This window comes from Pseudomonas sp. BP01 (assembly GCF_022760795.1).
Taxonomy (GTDB): domain Bacteria; phylum Pseudomonadota; class Gammaproteobacteria; order Pseudomonadales; family Pseudomonadaceae; genus Aquipseudomonas; species Aquipseudomonas putida_Q.
On the sequence record NZ_JAFBKA010000018.1, the window covers coordinates 82,792 to 97,933 of the forward strand.

Annotated in this window: 15 protein-coding genes; 1 reads left to right on the top strand and 14 read right to left on the bottom strand. The window is 64.4% G+C overall.

The window, feature by feature from the left end:
* Positions 1–2 precede the first annotated feature (2 nt).
* Entirely contained in the window at positions 3–308 is a 306-nt protein-coding gene (locus JOY50_RS17485; RefSeq protein WP_019473593.1) for a chaperone modulator CbpM, read from the top strand.
* A 126-nt stretch (positions 309–434) separates the two neighbouring features.
* Here JOY50_RS17485 and JOY50_RS17490 read toward each other — a convergent pair whose 3' ends face one another.
* The 14 genes from JOY50_RS17490 to JOY50_RS17555 form a co-directional block, all read right to left on the bottom strand.
* Entirely contained in the window at positions 435–950 is a 516-nt protein-coding gene (locus JOY50_RS17490; RefSeq protein WP_243055579.1) for a GNAT family N-acetyltransferase, read from the bottom strand.
* 31 nt (positions 951–981) lie between these two features.
* Positions 982–1,680 (bottom strand): urea ABC transporter ATP-binding subunit UrtE, encoded by a 699-nt coding sequence (gene urtE, locus JOY50_RS17495; protein WP_043200837.1) that lies wholly within the window; start codon positions 1,678–1,680, stop codon positions 982–984.
* Positions 1,681–1,826: 146 nt separating this feature from the next.
* A complete protein-coding gene (urtD, locus tag JOY50_RS17500; protein ID WP_192902499.1) occupies positions 1,827–2,684 on the bottom strand; it encodes an urea ABC transporter ATP-binding protein UrtD in 858 nt (285 codons plus the stop codon).
* The gene (gene urtC, locus JOY50_RS17505; protein ID WP_132844114.1) at positions 2,681–3,760 is read right to left on the bottom strand and encodes an urea ABC transporter permease subunit UrtC; all 1,080 of its coding nucleotides are present in this window, start codon (positions 3,758–3,760) and stop codon (positions 2,681–2,683) included. The genes urtD and urtC overlap by 4 nt, the downstream gene beginning before the upstream one ends.
* Complete coding sequence (gene urtB / locus JOY50_RS17510) at positions 3,760–5,280, bottom strand: urea ABC transporter permease subunit UrtB (protein WP_405045992.1); 1,521 nt, start codon at positions 5,278–5,280, stop codon at positions 3,760–3,762. The genes urtC and urtB overlap by 1 nt, the downstream gene beginning before the upstream one ends.
* A 106-nt stretch (positions 5,281–5,386) precedes the next feature.
* Positions 5,387–6,652, bottom strand: a complete 1,266-nt coding sequence (gene urtA / locus JOY50_RS17515; protein WP_132844117.1) for an urea ABC transporter substrate-binding protein — start codon at positions 6,650–6,652, stop codon at positions 5,387–5,389.
* A 272-nt stretch (positions 6,653–6,924) separates the two neighbouring features.
* Positions 6,925–8,331, bottom strand: a complete 1,407-nt coding sequence (cycA, locus tag JOY50_RS17520; RefSeq protein WP_243055580.1) for a D-serine/D-alanine/glycine transporter — start codon at positions 8,329–8,331, stop codon at positions 6,925–6,927.
* A 237-nt stretch (positions 8,332–8,568) separates the two neighbouring features.
* Entirely contained in the window at positions 8,569–9,936 is a 1,368-nt protein-coding gene (locus JOY50_RS17525) for a PepSY domain-containing protein (protein ID WP_243055581.1), read from the bottom strand.
* Between the two features lie 58 nt (positions 9,937–9,994).
* The gene (locus JOY50_RS17530; RefSeq protein ID WP_243055582.1) at positions 9,995–12,061 is read right to left on the bottom strand and encodes a TonB-dependent copper receptor; all 2,067 of its coding nucleotides are present in this window, start codon (positions 12,059–12,061) and stop codon (positions 9,995–9,997) included.
* 66 nt (positions 12,062–12,127) lie between these two features.
* Entirely contained in the window at positions 12,128–12,559 is a 432-nt protein-coding gene (locus JOY50_RS17535) for a DUF2946 domain-containing protein (protein WP_132844125.1), read from the bottom strand.
* Positions 12,560–12,581: 22 nt separating this feature from the next.
* The gene (locus JOY50_RS17540; protein ID WP_063422750.1) at positions 12,582–13,067 is read right to left on the bottom strand and encodes a copper chaperone PCu(A)C; all 486 of its coding nucleotides are present in this window, start codon (positions 13,065–13,067) and stop codon (positions 12,582–12,584) included.
* A 46-nt stretch (positions 13,068–13,113) separates the two neighbouring features.
* Positions 13,114–13,503 (bottom strand): DUF2946 domain-containing protein, encoded by a 390-nt coding sequence (locus tag JOY50_RS17545; protein ID WP_019473766.1) that lies wholly within the window; start codon positions 13,501–13,503, stop codon positions 13,114–13,116.
* 207 nt (positions 13,504–13,710) lie between these two features.
* Positions 13,711–14,565 carry an SPFH domain-containing protein gene (locus tag JOY50_RS17550; protein WP_132844128.1) on the bottom strand — a complete coding sequence of 285 codons (855 nt, stop codon included), beginning with the start codon at positions 14,563–14,565 and terminating at the stop codon, positions 13,711–13,713.
* A gap of 26 nt (positions 14,566–14,591) precedes the next feature.
* On the bottom strand, positions 14,592–15,029 hold the full coding sequence (locus tag JOY50_RS17555; RefSeq protein ID WP_019473767.1) for an NfeD family protein: 438 nt from the start codon (positions 15,027–15,029) through the stop codon (positions 14,592–14,594).
* Positions 15,030–15,142: the final 113 nt, after the last annotated feature.

Sequence of the window (15,142 nt, forward strand, 5' to 3'; positions counted from 1 at the left end):
TCATGAGCAGCACCCTGATCGTTCAACTGGACATGCGTACCCTGTGTCAGGAAGCCGATGTCACGGCCGACTGCGTGATCGAAATCGTCGAGCACGGCATTGTCGAACCCTCCGGGCGAACGCCTGAGGACTGGTTGTTCGACGATCAGGCGCCGTTGGTGGCCAAGCGCGCGGCGAAGCTGCACCAGGAGCTGGAACTGGAGTGGGAAGGGGTGGCGCTGGCGCTGGAGCTGTTGCAGGAAGTGCAGCAGTTGCGCAGCGAGAACAGCATGCTGCGCCAGCGGCTGGGCAGGTTTACCCAGATGTAAGGTTTGCAGGCCCGGCCTCTTCGCGGGTAAACCCGCTCCCACAGAGATCCCACATTGCCCAAGACATGTGAGGTACCTGTGGGAGCGGGTTTACCCGCGAAGAGGCCAGCACAGCCGACATCAATTTCAGGTCGGTTCGGCCCCGGGGTTCAGCACCAGCTGCATGAAGGTCAGGTCCAGCCAGCGGCCAAACTTCACCCCCACCTGCGGCATCTGCCCGGTCACCACGAAGCCCAGCCGCTCATGCAGGCGCACCGACGCCGCATTGCCACTCTCGATGGCCGCCACCATCACATGCTTGCCACACCCGCGCGCACGCTCCACCAGCGCTGCCATCAATGCCGGCCCCAGCCCTTTGCCACGCTGGTCGCCGCGGATATACACCGAGTGCTCCACGGTGTTGCGAAAGCCCTCGAACGGCCGCCAGTCGCCAAACGAGGCATAACCGAGCACGCCAGTGTCGTCCACCGCCACCAGGATCGGGTAACGCTGCTGCGCCCGCGCCTCGAACCAAGCCTGACGGTTGCCGAGGTCCACCGGGGTTTCGTTCCAGATCGCCGTGGTGTTGCGCACTGCGTCGTTGTAGATGTCGAGGATGCCCGGCACGTCGGTGGGCAGGGCGTCGCGGATTTCGTAACTCATGACAGCGTCTCGCAGGGTCGTTGCTTGCAGATTAAATGGTTACCAGGCCACGCACACCTTCGGCTTGCATGTTTTCGCCGCGGCCATGCTGCACGATCTCGCCACGGGCCATGACCAGGTACTGGTCGGCCAGTTCTTCGGCAAAGTCGTAGAACTGCTCCACCAGCAGGATCGCCATGTCGCCACGCTGGGCCAGGCGGCGGATGACGGCACCGATTTCCTTGATCACGGAGGGCTGGATGCCTTCGGTCGGCTCGTCGAGAATCAGCAGCCGTGGGCGGCTGGCCAGGGCGCGGCCGATGGCCAGCTGTTGCTGCTGGCCGCCAGACAGGTCGCCGCCACGGCGCTGTTTCATTTGCTCCAGCACCGGGAACAGTTCGTAGATGAAGGCGGGCACTTCGCGGGCCTCACGGGCCGGGAAGCGTGACAGGCCCATCAGCAGGTTTTCCTCGACGGTAAGGCGCGGGAAAATTTCGCGGCCCTGGGGTACATAGGCGATACCGGCCTGGACCCGTTGCTGGGGCTTGAGGCTGGTGATCGGCTTGCCCTCCCATTCGATGCTGCCGTCACGGGCGGGTACCAGGCCCATCAGGCAGCGCAGCAGGGTCGTCTTGCCCACGCCATTGCGGCCCAGCAGGCAGGTGACTTCGCCGACCTTGGCTTCGAAGGACAGGCCGCGCAGGATGTGGCTGCCGCCGTAGTACTGGTGCAGGGTGTCGATCTTGAGCATGTGAGTGTTCCTGAAAGAGTTACTGTGCCTGTGCTGGCCCTTTCGCGGGCTTGCCCGCTCCCACAGGTGAAGCGCAAGCCTCTGGCCCTGTGGAGCTCTTGTGGGAGCTGGCTTGCCGGCGATAGGGCCGGTACAGGCGTCAATGTCTAGCGGCCCAGATACACCTCGACCACCCGCTCATCCGCCTGCACCTGCTCCAGCGACCCTTCTGCCAGCACACTGCCCTGGTGCAGCACGGTCACATGGTCGGCAATGCTGCCGACAAAGCCCATGTCATGCTCCACCACCATCAGCGAATGCTTGCCAGCCAGGCCCTTGAACAGCTCGGCGGTGAACTCGGTCTCGGCATCGGTCATGCCGGCCACCGGCTCATCCAGCAGCAGCAATTGCGGCTCTTGCACCAGCAACATGCCAATCTCCAGAAACTGCTTCTGCCCGTGCGACAGCAAGCCGGCCTGGCGCTGGGCCAGGGGCAGCAGGCGCAAGGTGGTCAGCACTTCTTCGATGCGCTGTCGCTGCTCACTGCCCAGGCGCGCTGCCAGGCTGGCCCATACCGACTTGTCGGTCTTCAGCGCCAGCTCCAGGTTCTCGAACACCGTCAGCGCCTCGAACACCGTGGGCTTCTGGAACTTGCGGCCAATGCCGGCCTGGGCGATCTGGTATTCGCTCATGCGGGTCAGGTCGAGGGTGTCGCCAAAGTAGGCGCTGCCGGTGTCGGGGCGGGTCTTGCCGGTGATCACGTCCATCATCGTGGTCTTGCCGGCGCCATTGGGGCCGATGATGCAGCGCAGTTCGCCCACGCCGATGTACAGGTTCAGCCCGTTGAGCGCCTTGAAACCGTCGAAGCTGACGCTGATGTCTTCCAGGCTCAGCACCGTGCCGTGGCGGGTGTCGAGGCCGGCCTTGCGGCTTTGGCCCAGGCCGATGGCGTCGCGGCCGGCGCCGAGGTTGTCGAACACCGGTTCGAGCATGAATTCCGGGTGGACCGGGGGCACGCCTCTCATGGCTGGCTCCTTTTCTTCAACAGGCCGACCACGCCCTTGGGCAGGTACAGGGTGACGAGGATGAACAGCGCGCCAAGGAAGAACAGCCAGAACTCCGGGAACGCCACGGTGAACCAGCTCTTCATGCCATTGACCAGCCCGGCGCCGAGCAGCGGGCCGATCAGCGTGCCGCGCCCGCCCAGGGCTACCCACACGGCGGCTTCGATGGAGTTGGTCGGTGACATTTCGCTGGGGTTGATGATGCCCACCTGCGGCACATACAGCGCGCCCGCCAGGCCGCACAGCACGGCGCTGAGCACCCACACCAGCAGCTTGAAGCCCCGCGGGTCGTAGCCGCAGAACATCAGGCGGTTCTCGGCGTCGCGCACGGCGGTGAGCAGGCGGCCGAACTTGCTGCGGGTCAGGCGCCAGCACAGGTACAGGCTGGCCAGCAGCAGGGTGACGGTGAGCAGGAACAGCACCGCGCGGGTACCTTGGGCGGCAATGTCGAAGCCCAGGATGGTGCGGAAGCTGGTGAAACCGTTGTTGCCGCCAAAGCCGGTTTCATTGCGGAAGAACAGCAACATGCCAGCGAAGGTCAGGGCCTGGGTCATGATCGAGAAGTACACGCCCTTGATCCGCGAACGGAAGGCGAACCAGCCGAACACCAGTGCCAGCAGCCCAGGCGCCAGCACCACCAGGCACAGGGCCCAGGCGAAATGCTGGGTACCGGCCCAGTACCACGGCAGCTCGGTCCATGACAGGAAGGTCATGAACCCCGGCAGGCCGTCACCGGCCGCCTGGCGCATCAGGTACATGCCCATGGCGTAGCCGCCCAGGGCGAAGAACAGGCCGTGCCCCAGCGACAGCAGGCCGGCATAGCCCCAGACCAGGTCCAGGGCCAGGGCGACGATGGCGTAGCAGAGGATCTTGCCGACCAGGGTCAGCGTGTAGGCCGACACCTGCAGCGCGTGATCCGCCGGCAGCAGCGACAGCAGCGGCAGGGCCAGCAACAGCAGGACGACGAGGGCGCCGATGGCCAGGGTCAGGCGCGGCCCGGCCTTTTGCGTAGCGGTGACAAGCAGTGGCTGGTTCATCAGTCGATTACCCGTCCCTTGAGGGCGAACAGGCCTTGCGGGCGTTTCTGGATGAACAGAATGATCAACGCAAGGATGAGGATCTTGCCGAGCACGGCGCCGATCTGCGGCTCCAGCAACTTGTTGGCTATCCCTAGGCCGAACGCGGCCCAGAGGCTACCTGCCAGTTGCCCGACACCGCCCAGCACCACCACCAGGAACGAGTCGATGATGTAGCTCTGGCCCAGGTCCGGGCCGACGTTGCCGACCTGGCTCAGGGCCACGCCACCGAGCCCGGCGATGCCAGAACCCAGGCCGAAGGCAAGCATGTCGACGCGCCCGGTGGACACGCCGCAGCAGGCGGCCATGTTGCGGTTCTGGGTGACCGCGCGCACGTTCAGGCCCAGCCGTGTGCGGTTGAGCAGCAGCCAGGTGAGCAGCACCACGGCCAGGGCGAAGCCAATGATGACCAGGCGGTTGTACGGCAGCACCAGGTTGGGCAGCAATTGGATACCGCCCGACAGCCATGTCGGGTTGCTGACCTCGACGTTTTGCGCGCCGAACAGCAGGCGGATGGCCTGAATCAGGATCAGGCTGATGCCCCAGGTGGCCAGCAGGGTTTCCAATGGGCGGCCGTAGAGGTGACGTATGACCGTGCGCTCCAGCGCCATGCCCACGCCGGCGCTGACAGCGAAGGCCACCGGCAGGGCAATCAGCGGGTAGAACTCGATGGCGCCCGGGGCGTAGCGTTGCACCAGCACCTGGACCATGTAGGTGCTGTAGGCGCCGAGCATCAGCATCTCGCCGTGGGCCATGTTGATCACCCCGAGCAGGCCGAAGGTGATGGCAAGGCCGAGCGCGGCCAGCAGCAGGATCGAGCCCAGCGACAGGCCGCTGAACGCCTGGCCGAGCAGTTCGCCGACCAGTAGCTTGCGTTTGACCTGGGCCAGGCTGGTTTCGGCCGCGGTGCGCACGCCCGGGTCGGCTTCTGCGTCGGGTTGCAGCAGCGCTTCAAGGCGGGTGCGGGCCACTGGGTCACCGGTTTCGCCCAGCAGGCGCACGGCGGCCAGGCGCACAGCAGGCTCGCTGGCGCCCAGTTGCAGGTTGGCCAGGGCCAGGCCGATGGCGGCGTGCACGGCGGCATCCGGCTCGCTGGCGAAGCGCCGGTCGAGGAAGGCCATTTGCGCGGGTTGTGCGCTTTTTTGCAGTTGCTGGGCGGCGGCAAGGCGCGTTTCGCTGTTGTCGCTGAGCAACTGGTGGCTGGCCAGGGCGTTGTCGATCAGGCCGCGCAGGCGGTTGTTCAGGCGCACCTTGCGGGTGTCGTCGGTGGCGATTCGGCCCTGGCGCAGGTTGTCCAGCAGCGACAGGCGCGCGGCATCGGGTTGCGCCGCCCAGCTTTCGAGCAGGCGAGCCTGCTCGGCGGGCTTGGCGGTGAGGAAGAATTCGCCCTCGCTGGCCTGGGTGGCCATGGGGAGTAGCAGAAGCAGGGTGAGCAGCATTCTGAGCATGCGGGCAATCCTGGGAATCGGTGTTGGATTCATCGCCGGCAAGCCAGCTCCCACAGGTCCTCCAAAGGCCTTGGGGGCGGTGCTTTCCTTGTGGGAGCTGGCTTGCCGGCGATTGGGCTGCAAAGCAGCCCCGTTGCACTCAGTTACCTTTCACTGCGTAGTCAGGTCGCTTGTCATTCCCTGGAATGAACGGGCTCCAAGGCTGCGCACGCAGTGGCTGCTCGGTTTCCCACACCACACTGAACTGCCCGTCATCCTGGATCTCGCCGATCATCACCGGCTTGTGCAGGTGGTGGTTGGTCTTGTCCATGGTCAGGGTGAAGCCAGACGGTGCCTTGAAGCTCTGCCCAGCCAGCGCTTCACGCACCTTGTCGACGTCGGTGGACTTGGCCTTCTCGGCGGCCTGCGCCCACATGTGGATGCCCACGTAGGTGGCCTCCATCGGGTCGTTGGTCACCGCCTTGTCAGCACCTGGCAGGCCCTTGGCCTTGGCGTAGGCCTTCCAGTCGGCGACGAACTTCTGGTTCACCGGGTTATCCACCGACTCGAAGTAGTTCCACGCGGCCAGGTGACCCACCAGCGGTTTGGTGTCGATGCCGCGCAGTTCTTCTTCGCCTACCGAGAACGCTACCACCGGTACGTCGGTGGCCTTCAGGCCCTGGTTGGCCAGTTCTTTGTAGAACGGCACGTTGGAGTCGCCGTTGACCGTGGAAATCACCGCCGTCTTGCCGCCGGCGGAGAACTTCTTGATGTTGGCAACGATGGTCTGGTAATCGGCGTGGCCGAACGGCGTGTACACCTCTTCGATGTCCTTGTCGGCCACGCCTTTGCTGTGCAGGAAGGCGCGCAGGATCTTGTTGGTGGTGCGCGGGTAGACGTAGTCGGTACCCAGCAGGAAGAAGCGCTTGGCGCTGCCGCCGTCCTCGCTCATCAGGTATTCAACGGCAGGAATGGCCTGCTGGTTGGGGGCGGCGCCGGTGTAGAACACGTTCGGCGACATCTCTTCGCCCTCGTACTGCACCGGGTAGAACAGCAGGCCGTTGAGCTCTTCGAACACCGGCAGCACCGACTTGCGCGACACCGAGGTCCAGCAGCCGAACACCACGGCGACCTTATCCTGGGTCAGCAGCTGGCGGCTTTTTTCGGCGAACAGCGGCCAGTTGGAGGCCGGGTCGACCACCACCGGTTCGAGCAGCTTGCCGTTCACGCCACCCTTGGCGTTGATCTGGTCGATGGTCATCAGCGCCATGTCCTTGAGCGATGTCTCGGAAATGGCCATGGTCCCCGACAGCGAATGCAGGATGCCAACCTTGATGGTCTCGGCGGCCTGGATACTCCAGCTCAGGCCCATCGCCGCAATCGATGCGCTGAGGGTAAAGGCCTTGATCAGACTGCGACGCTTCATGTGCTCTCTCCGCTGAGTTATTTTTGGGTGTTGGCCAAGCGGGGAGGGGCGTTGCAAGGGGTGTGCCTAATGGCGAAAGGGGCGTAATAGAGGGGGTGTGCGAGGTGTTGGGGCGTTTGCGAGGTCCAGGTTGGTGCCTGGGACATTGATGTGCACAGGATTGGGGCCGCTGTGCGGCCCATCGCGACACAAGGCCGCTCCTACAGGAAAATGCGATCCCTTGTAGGAGCGGCCTTGCGTCGCGATGGGCTGCAAAGCAGCCCCCTAGGCCATTAGCCGTTACGCACAGCCGAACGCGGATGGCGCCTGCTGCGTACAAACTGATACGTCACCGCCAGCAGCACGAACCAGATCGGCGTCACCACCAGCGCTGAGCGCGTATCCGCCTCCAGGCTCAGCAACACCAGAATGAAGGCGAAGAACGTCAAACACACGTAGCACATGAAGCGCCCGCCCGGCATCTTGTACTTCGACGCCTGGTGCAGCGCCGCGCGGTGTTTGCGGTACTTCAGGTACGACAGCAAAATCAGCGTCCACACGAACATGAACAGCACCGCCGAAACCGTGGTCACCAGGGTGAACGCCTCGACCACGTTCGGCACCAGGTAGATCAGCACTGCACCGAGCAACAGGCAGGTGCACGAGAAGTACAGGCCGTTGGCCGGCACCGAACGGCTCGACAGTTTTTCGAATGCCTTGGGCGCGTCACCTTCTTGCGACAGGCCGAAGAGCATGCGGCTGGTGGAGAACACCCCGCTGTTGGCCGACGAAGCCGCCGAGGTCAGCACCACGAAGTTGATGATACTGGCCGCCGCTGGCAGGCCAGCCAGCACGAACAATTCCACGAACGGGCTCTTGCCCGGTACCACGTCGCGCCAAGGCGTCACGGCCATGATCGCGATCAGCGCCAGCACATAGAACACGATGATGCGGATCGGGATCGAGTTGATCGCCCGCGGCAGGGTGCGCTCCGGGTTTTTCGCTTCGGCGGCGGTGGTGCCCACCAGTTCGATACCGACGAAGGCGAACACGGCGATCTGGAAACCGGCGAAGAAACCCATCAGCCCATGGGGGAACATGCCGCCGTCATTCCACAGGTTGGCCAGCTGTGCAGTGCGCCCGCTGGGCGAGGTGAAGCCGGTGATGACCATGTACATGCCGGTGGCGACCAGGCCGAGGATGGCGATGATCTTGACCAGGGCGAACCAGAACTCCATCTCGCCGAACATTTTTACCGTCACCAGGTTCAGCGACAGCAGCAGCCCTACGCAGGTCAGCGCCGGTATCCACTGTGGCAGGTCGGGGAACCAGAACTGCGTGTAGGCGGCAATGGCGACCACGTCGGCGATACCGGTGACCACCCAGCAGAACCAGTAGGTCCAGCCGGTGAAGTAACCGGCCCAGGGGCCGAGCAGGTCGGCCGAGAAGTCGATGAACGATTTGTAGTTCAGGTTCGACAGCAGCAGTTCGCCCATGGCGCGCATGACGAAAAACAACATGAAGCCGATGATCATGTAGACGAAGATGATCGACGGGCCCGCCAGGCTGATGGTCTTGCCCGAGCCCATGAACAGGCCGGTACCGATCGCGCCACCGATGGCGATCAGCTGGATGTGGCGGTTGGTCAGGTTGCGTTGCAGGTGCTGCTCTTCTTGTGGTTTTGGTGAAATTGCGGTCATAAGCTGCATTCCCTTGAAAGTCGCCGGCTAGGCTAACACGGGCGTTCCAATTCGAGATCGCGACAGATCGACACGATTTTCAGATGGCAGCTGTGCTCTCGCAGGAATAATTCGCCACATTTAGCGGCCTCTTCGCGGGTGAACCCGCTCCCACAGGGACCGCGCCAAGCTTGAGCGCAGCACGATACCTGTGGGAGCGGGTTCACCCGCGAAGAGGTCCGGTCAGGCAACACAAGGTCAGGCGCTGGCCAGCTCCCGGCGGCGGCGCACTACCAGGCTGTCCACCACCCACATCACCACCATCGATACGCCCACCAACGGGAACATCACCCCGAGCACCAGCATCACCCCCACCGCCGCCTTCCAGCGCGGCAGGTCATGGCGCAGCGGCGGCACACCCAGCCCGCCTTCGGGCCGGCGCTTCCACCACATCACCAGCCCGCTGACCGAGCCCAGCAAGATCATCAAGCACACCACCAGGATGATGATCTGGTTGAACGCCCCGAACATCTTGCCTTCGTGCAGCATCACCCCCAGCTCGGTGGCGCGGGCGACCGGGCTGTAGTCCTGCCAGCGCACATCCGCCAGGACCTTGCCGGTGTACTGGTCGACATGCAGGGTAGCGTCGTTGCGCGGGTCGTCGGCGAACACGGCAATGGTGAACACACCGTCTGCCGTGGTCGGCAGGGTAATGCTGTAGCCCGGCTCGACCTGGCGGGAGGTGGCGATGTCTTCGACCTGCTGCACGCTCACCTGGGGCGCCGCAGGCATGTCCGACATCATGTGGTGCCCGGCGTGTTCGGCGTGTGCGCCGGACTGCGGCATCGGTGTGTTTTCCATCGCCCAAGGCACGGTCTGGCGGTGCGCGTTGTTCAGCTCACCTGCCTGCTGGTCAGACTTGGGCACGTCGTTCCACATGGCTGCCGGGAAACGGTTCCACAAATCGGCGTACTGCTTGCCCCACAGGCCGGTCCAGGTCATGCCGCTGAGCAGCATCAGCAACAGCAGGGCCGAGCCCCAGAAGCCGGTGACCGCGTGCAGGTCGCGCCAGAACAACCGGCCGGGGGCCGACAGCCGTGGCCACAGCACGCCAGCGCCATTGCGCCCGCGTGGCCACCACAGGTACAGGCCCGACACCACCAGCACGATGCCCCAGCCTGCGGCCAGCTCCACCAGGCGGTCACCGACCGTGCCGACCATCAGCTCGCCATGCAGGGCGCGGGCGATGGCCTGCAGGTTCTGCTTGCCGTCCTGCTCACCGAGCACCTTGCCGCTGTACGGGTCGACGAACACATTCAGTTCGCGCCCGCCGTCATGCACCACGAACTGCGCACTGCGCTCGGCGTTGATGGGCGGCAGGTACTGGCCGACGTGGCCCTTGGGGTAAGCCTGGCGCACTTCGGCCAGCATCGCATCGGCGCCCTGCCGGTGGTGGCCGGCTTCGACCACCATCAGGTCGCGATACAGCAGCGGGTCGAGTTGCGGCTTGAACAGGTAGATGATCCCGGTAATCGCCAACAGGATCATGAACGGGGCCACGAACAGCCCCGCATAAAAGTGCCAACGCCAGGCCAGGTTATAGAAATTGCTGCGTGTTCCTCTCATGGGAACCTCCTGTTTGACCAGCAGATGGGCGCAACCGAAGCTGCGCCCGTGGTTGTTGTCAGAAGCTGAAGTCGACCTTGGTCCAGAAGGTCCTGCCTGGCTCGTTGACCGGCTGTGGATCGGTAGCCGGGTAGCCGAACCCGGCGTTCCCGGCCAGGTTCAAGTGCTCGGCGTAGGTTTTGTCGAACAGGTTGTCGACCCCCGCGCTGAGCTTGAGGTTGTCGTTCACCTTGTAGGCGCCGTTCAGGGAGAACACGCCGAAGCCGGCGCTCTTGTCGTAGTCCTTGCCGACCACGTTGCCTTGGTTCTCGGCGATGCGGTTCTGCGCAGCTACCAGCCGCCACAGTGCGCCGACGCTCCAAACGTCGCGGCTGTAGGTCAGGCCCAGGCGGCTTTCCAGCGGCGGCATCTGAGGTAGCGCTTTGCCATCACTGCTGTTCTTGCCCCAAGCGTAGGCCAGCGTGCCGTCGGCCTTCCAGTTTTCGGTCAGCTGGTAGGCGGCCCCCAGTTCGCCGCCCATGATGCGGGCGTCGATGTTCTGTGCCTGGGACGTGCTCATGCCCATCATGCCGGTGCGGTAGTCGAACAGGATGTAGTCGCGGATCTGCCCTACATAGCCCGAAGCCCAGGCTTCCAGGCGCTCAGTGCGGTACTGGATGCCGAAGTCGAGCTGGGTGGTCTTCTCTGGCTTGATGCCGTCGAAGGCATTTGCTGCACCGGGCGGTGCCAGCTTGGGCGAGAACAGCTCCCAGTAATCGGGGAAACGCTGGGCATGGCCGAGGCCGATATAGGTGGTGGCCGGGATGGCTGCCAGGTCGTGCTCGTAGCGTATGAAACCGCTGGGCAGGGTGTCGGCGCGGCTATCACCTTCTGCGGCGCTGCCTTTACGGAAGTCGCGGGCCGAGGCGCGGTCCAGGCGGGCACCGGTGATCAGCCGGTCTTCACCGCTGACGTACCAGGTCAGTTCGCTGAAGGCACCGTAGTTGTGGAAGTCGGCGTCCTTGGTCCAGGCCTGGCCCTTGTGTGCGTCTACGCCCATGCCGCCACGTTGGCGATGTTCGTTGGTTTGCGCGTCGATGCCACTGATCAGCTGCACATCGGCCCACCGCCAGGTGGCCTTGATGCGTGCGCCCAGGGTGCGACGGTCGACGTTGCTGACCATCGGCATGCCCATCATGCCGCTGCCCGAGGGCGTGCGCAGGCTGTAGTTGTCCATCACATGGTCGGCATAGTTGTAGTAGACCTGCGCCTCGACCTTGTCGAGCACCTCGCCGAGGTTGGACTTTTCAAAGCGCAGGCCCAGGCTTTCGCGCTTGAACTGCGAGCCGTCCATGCCGCGCCCGGCATAGCGGGCCTCGCCATCGCCCTTGCCGGCCGTCAGCTCCAGCAGGGTGTCCTGATCGGGCGTCCAGCCGAGGGCGACATCGCCGTTCCATTTTTCCCAGCGCGACGGCACGGTGTCGTTGTTGCCGTCGTGGTAATCATCCGAGCGTGACTGGTTGCCGACGAAGCGGGCGTAGGCCTGGCTGTTGCCGGCGGCGGCATCCAGCACCTTGTCGAAGCGGCCGTTGGAGCCGGCCAGCAGGCTGGCGTTTACGCGGCTGCCGAGGGTGCCGAACTTTTCAGGTTCACGCTCGAAGAGAATGGTGCCTGCCGAGCCGCCCGGGCCCCAGATCACGCTTTGCGGGCCTTTGATCACGGTCAGGCGGTCGTAGGTCTCTGGCGAAATGTAGGAGGTGGGGGCGTCCATGCGGTTGGGGCAGGCGCCCAGCATCAGGCCGCCGTTGGTGAGGATGTTCAGGCGCGAGCCGAACATGCCGCGCAGCACCGGGTCGCCGTTGGTACCGCCGGCACGGATCGCCGAAAAGCCTGGGATGGTCTTCAGGTAGTCGGCGCCGTCGCTGGCCGGCACCGGCTGGCGCGGGTCTTTCGGGTTGGTGACCACGGTCAGTGGCGAACTCGGGGCCACGGCGGTGATCACCGTCGGGCTCAGCTCGGGTGCGTCGTGCGCATGGCCGTCATGGCCAGGGTCGGCGGCCAGGGCCACGGGCGCGAGCAGCGAGCCGCACACGGCGGCGATGGCCCCACGCAGGGACAAGGCAAAAACAGGGGTGCAGCCGGACATAATGATTCCAGTCGATCAGTCATGAGTTAGCGCGAAGCCTCCTGGCTCCGTGCGCAAAATGTGGGTTCAGACGCTGATCGAGGAGGGTGGGGCGCGGCTGCGCGCACCGGGGAATACAGCCTGCCGGGCATGGCCCTGGTGCGTTGGTGCAAGCAGGTGGGTGGTGGGGACGACGCTGCCGGCGCTGAGCGGGCTGAGGGCCTGGGGCAGGGCCGGGCAGTTGAACAACAGGCTGCAGTAACCGCACTTTTCCCACATCACATGCAGCTGGCCATCACCGCCGTGGCCGTGATGGGTGTCGCCGCCATGCTGGTGGGCAGCCGCCATCGGCATGTCCATCGGCATGCTCATGCCGGCGTGGTGGTCCATCGGCATCGACTGGGAAATCAGCGGGCCGATGAAGATCATCCACATGGCGAACAGGCTCAGCCATCCGCCACCGGCGCGCCTGCGGTCAGGGCGGGTGGTACGGCTGATGCTGTTGCGCGGCAGGCTCATGGCGGGTGCCTGTCAGCAGGTGTCAGTGCGCGTGTTCGTGGGCTTGCGGCTGGTCCGCTGGCGCCTGCTTCTGCACGGCCACTTCGACGGTGACGTCGCCGGCCTTTTCGAAATGCAGGGTCAACGGGAAGCGCTTGCCGTCGCTGAGCAGGCTGCGGTCCTTGGGCTGCATCAGCATCACATGATAGGCGCTGGGGGCGAAGGTCAGGTCCTTGCCGGCAGGCACCACCACGCTGGGTACTTGCTGCATCTTCATGGCGCCGCTGGCGCTCATGGCATGCTCGTGCAGTTGCGCGTCATCGCTGATAGGGCTGTCGACGCTCAGCAGGCGGTCATCGGCCTGGCCATTGTTGTGCACCACGAAATACGCGGCGACATTGGGGGCGTTGGGGGGCAGCTGCAGCGACCAGGGGTGGGCGATGTGCAGGTCGCCCACGCTGTATTCGTGGGCATTGGCAAAGGCGCCGGGCAGCAGCAGGGCGGCCATGACGAGGGCGTGCTTGAGCATGGTGAATCTCCGTTCTGTTCAGGTTCAGGCAGACAGCGGGATGAACTCAGGCCAGCGGAGAGGCACGGGGGTTTAACGCGGGCCAGAGCTGGCGCGGCGTGGGTTGGTAGTCGGCGGGGGGCGGCAGCAGGCCGGCAACCAGTGTTGGCGGGTTGTGCAGCTGCGGCGGGTAGCCGGGCAGGGCCAGCAGTGGTGCAGCGCCCGAGCAGCACCAGCAATTCATCATGCTGGCGCTGTCGTCGCTTTGCGGGCCGAGGTCGATCTTGGCCAGGGCCTGGACGTCGACCTTGGCCTTGTTGGCCATGCTGGAACAGAAAGCCCCCCACAGCAGCTGCTCGGCCGGGCCCTTGGGCACGGCAGAGGCCAGCGGCATGGCCAGCAGGTTGAACAGCACTGCAAGGCAGGCTATCCAGGCAATGTGCCGACGTGGGGGCATGGAGAGATCCGGTCAGGAATCGTGGTGGGTATTGTAAGGCGCAGTATAGGTAAAAAAGGCGGGGTGCGGTGAAGTGACGCAGGCAGGCAGTTGAACCGGTGTCGCCTGCTTCGCGGGCACGCCCGCTCCCACAGGATTACCAACAACCTTGAGAGCTGCGGGGTACCTGTGGGAGCGGGCGTGCCCGCGAAGAGGGTGAAATCAATCTCAAGCCTTGTTACGGCCCATCAGGCCACGCACGGTTTCCTGCAGGTCCGCCGGCAGCACCACCACCTTGGCATTGCTGCTGCTCGCCAGGTTCTCCATGGCCCCGACATAACGCTCACCCAGCAAATACATCGCCGGCACGGTCTCGTTGCCTACCGCTTCCTTGACCAGCGAAATCGCCCGCGCCGAGGCCTCGGCCAGGCTGATCTGTGCTTCGGCATCCAGCCTGGCCGCCTGCAGGCGTGCTTCCGCTTCAAGGATCGCGGCCTGCTTGGCACCTTCGGCGCGGGTCACATCGGCCTTGCGCTCACGCTCTGCCGCCGCCTGGCGCTCCATGGCCAGTTGCATGTTTTCCGAAGGCTTGATGTCCTGGATTTCCACCGAGCGCACGGTCACGCCCCAGTCTTCGGTCTGCTCCGACATTGCCTCGCGCAGGCGTGCCTTGATCTGCTCGCGGCTGGACAGCGCTTCGTCCAGGTCCATGGCGCCGACGATGGCGCGCAGCGAAGTCATGGTCAGGCTGGTGACGGCGAACGAGAAGTTTTGCACGCCATAGGAGGCCTTCTGCGGGTCGACCACTTTGGCGAAGCACAGGGCGTTGGCAACGATGACGGCGTTGTCCCTGGTGATGATTTCCTGCTGCTGCACATCGAGGATGATGTCTTTGGTCGGCAGGCGATAGGCGACCACATCCATGTACGGGATGAGGATGTTCAGGCCGGGCTTGAGGGTACTGTGGTAGCGGCCCAGGCGCTCGACGATCCATTCCTCGCCCTGGGGCACGATACGTACCCCCTTGAACACGGTGATCAGGACGAACAGGGCGATGGCGGCGACGACGATGAGGCTGGTCATGATGCGAAATTCCTTTTAGTGCGGGTTCAGGCCCGGATGACTCGGGCAGTGTTGCCCTCAATGGCGGTCAGGCGTACCCGTTCGCCGGCGGCGATCTGGCTATCGGCGACGCAGGTCCATTCTTCGCTGCCAAGGATCGGCTTCTGGAAACGCACGCGGCCTTTCTGAAACTCCGAAACGCCAGCGGTCAGCAAGCCCACTTCGCCGATCACGCTGTCGGCGGTCCAGCGCACGTCTGGCTGCTTGCGCCGGAATACCTTGAACCACAGCGCGGTGGTGACAGACGACAGCAGTACCCACAGCAGCACCTGCATGTCCAGTTGCAGGCTGGGGGCGGCGAGCGAGATGAGTGAGACCAGCACGGCACCAATGCCGAACCAGAGGATGAAGAACGTCGGCAGGACCAGTTCGAGCAGGATCAGCGCGATGCCGAAGACCAGCCAGATCCACCATTGCATTTCCATATGGGTGAAACCTTCCGGGGGAGGGGCGTTGAGTTTACGGCAGCAGGAGGACCCAGAGCCACGTGCGGGCCTGAAAGAAAAATCCGAAAGGGCTGTAGGGTAACGGTCACATA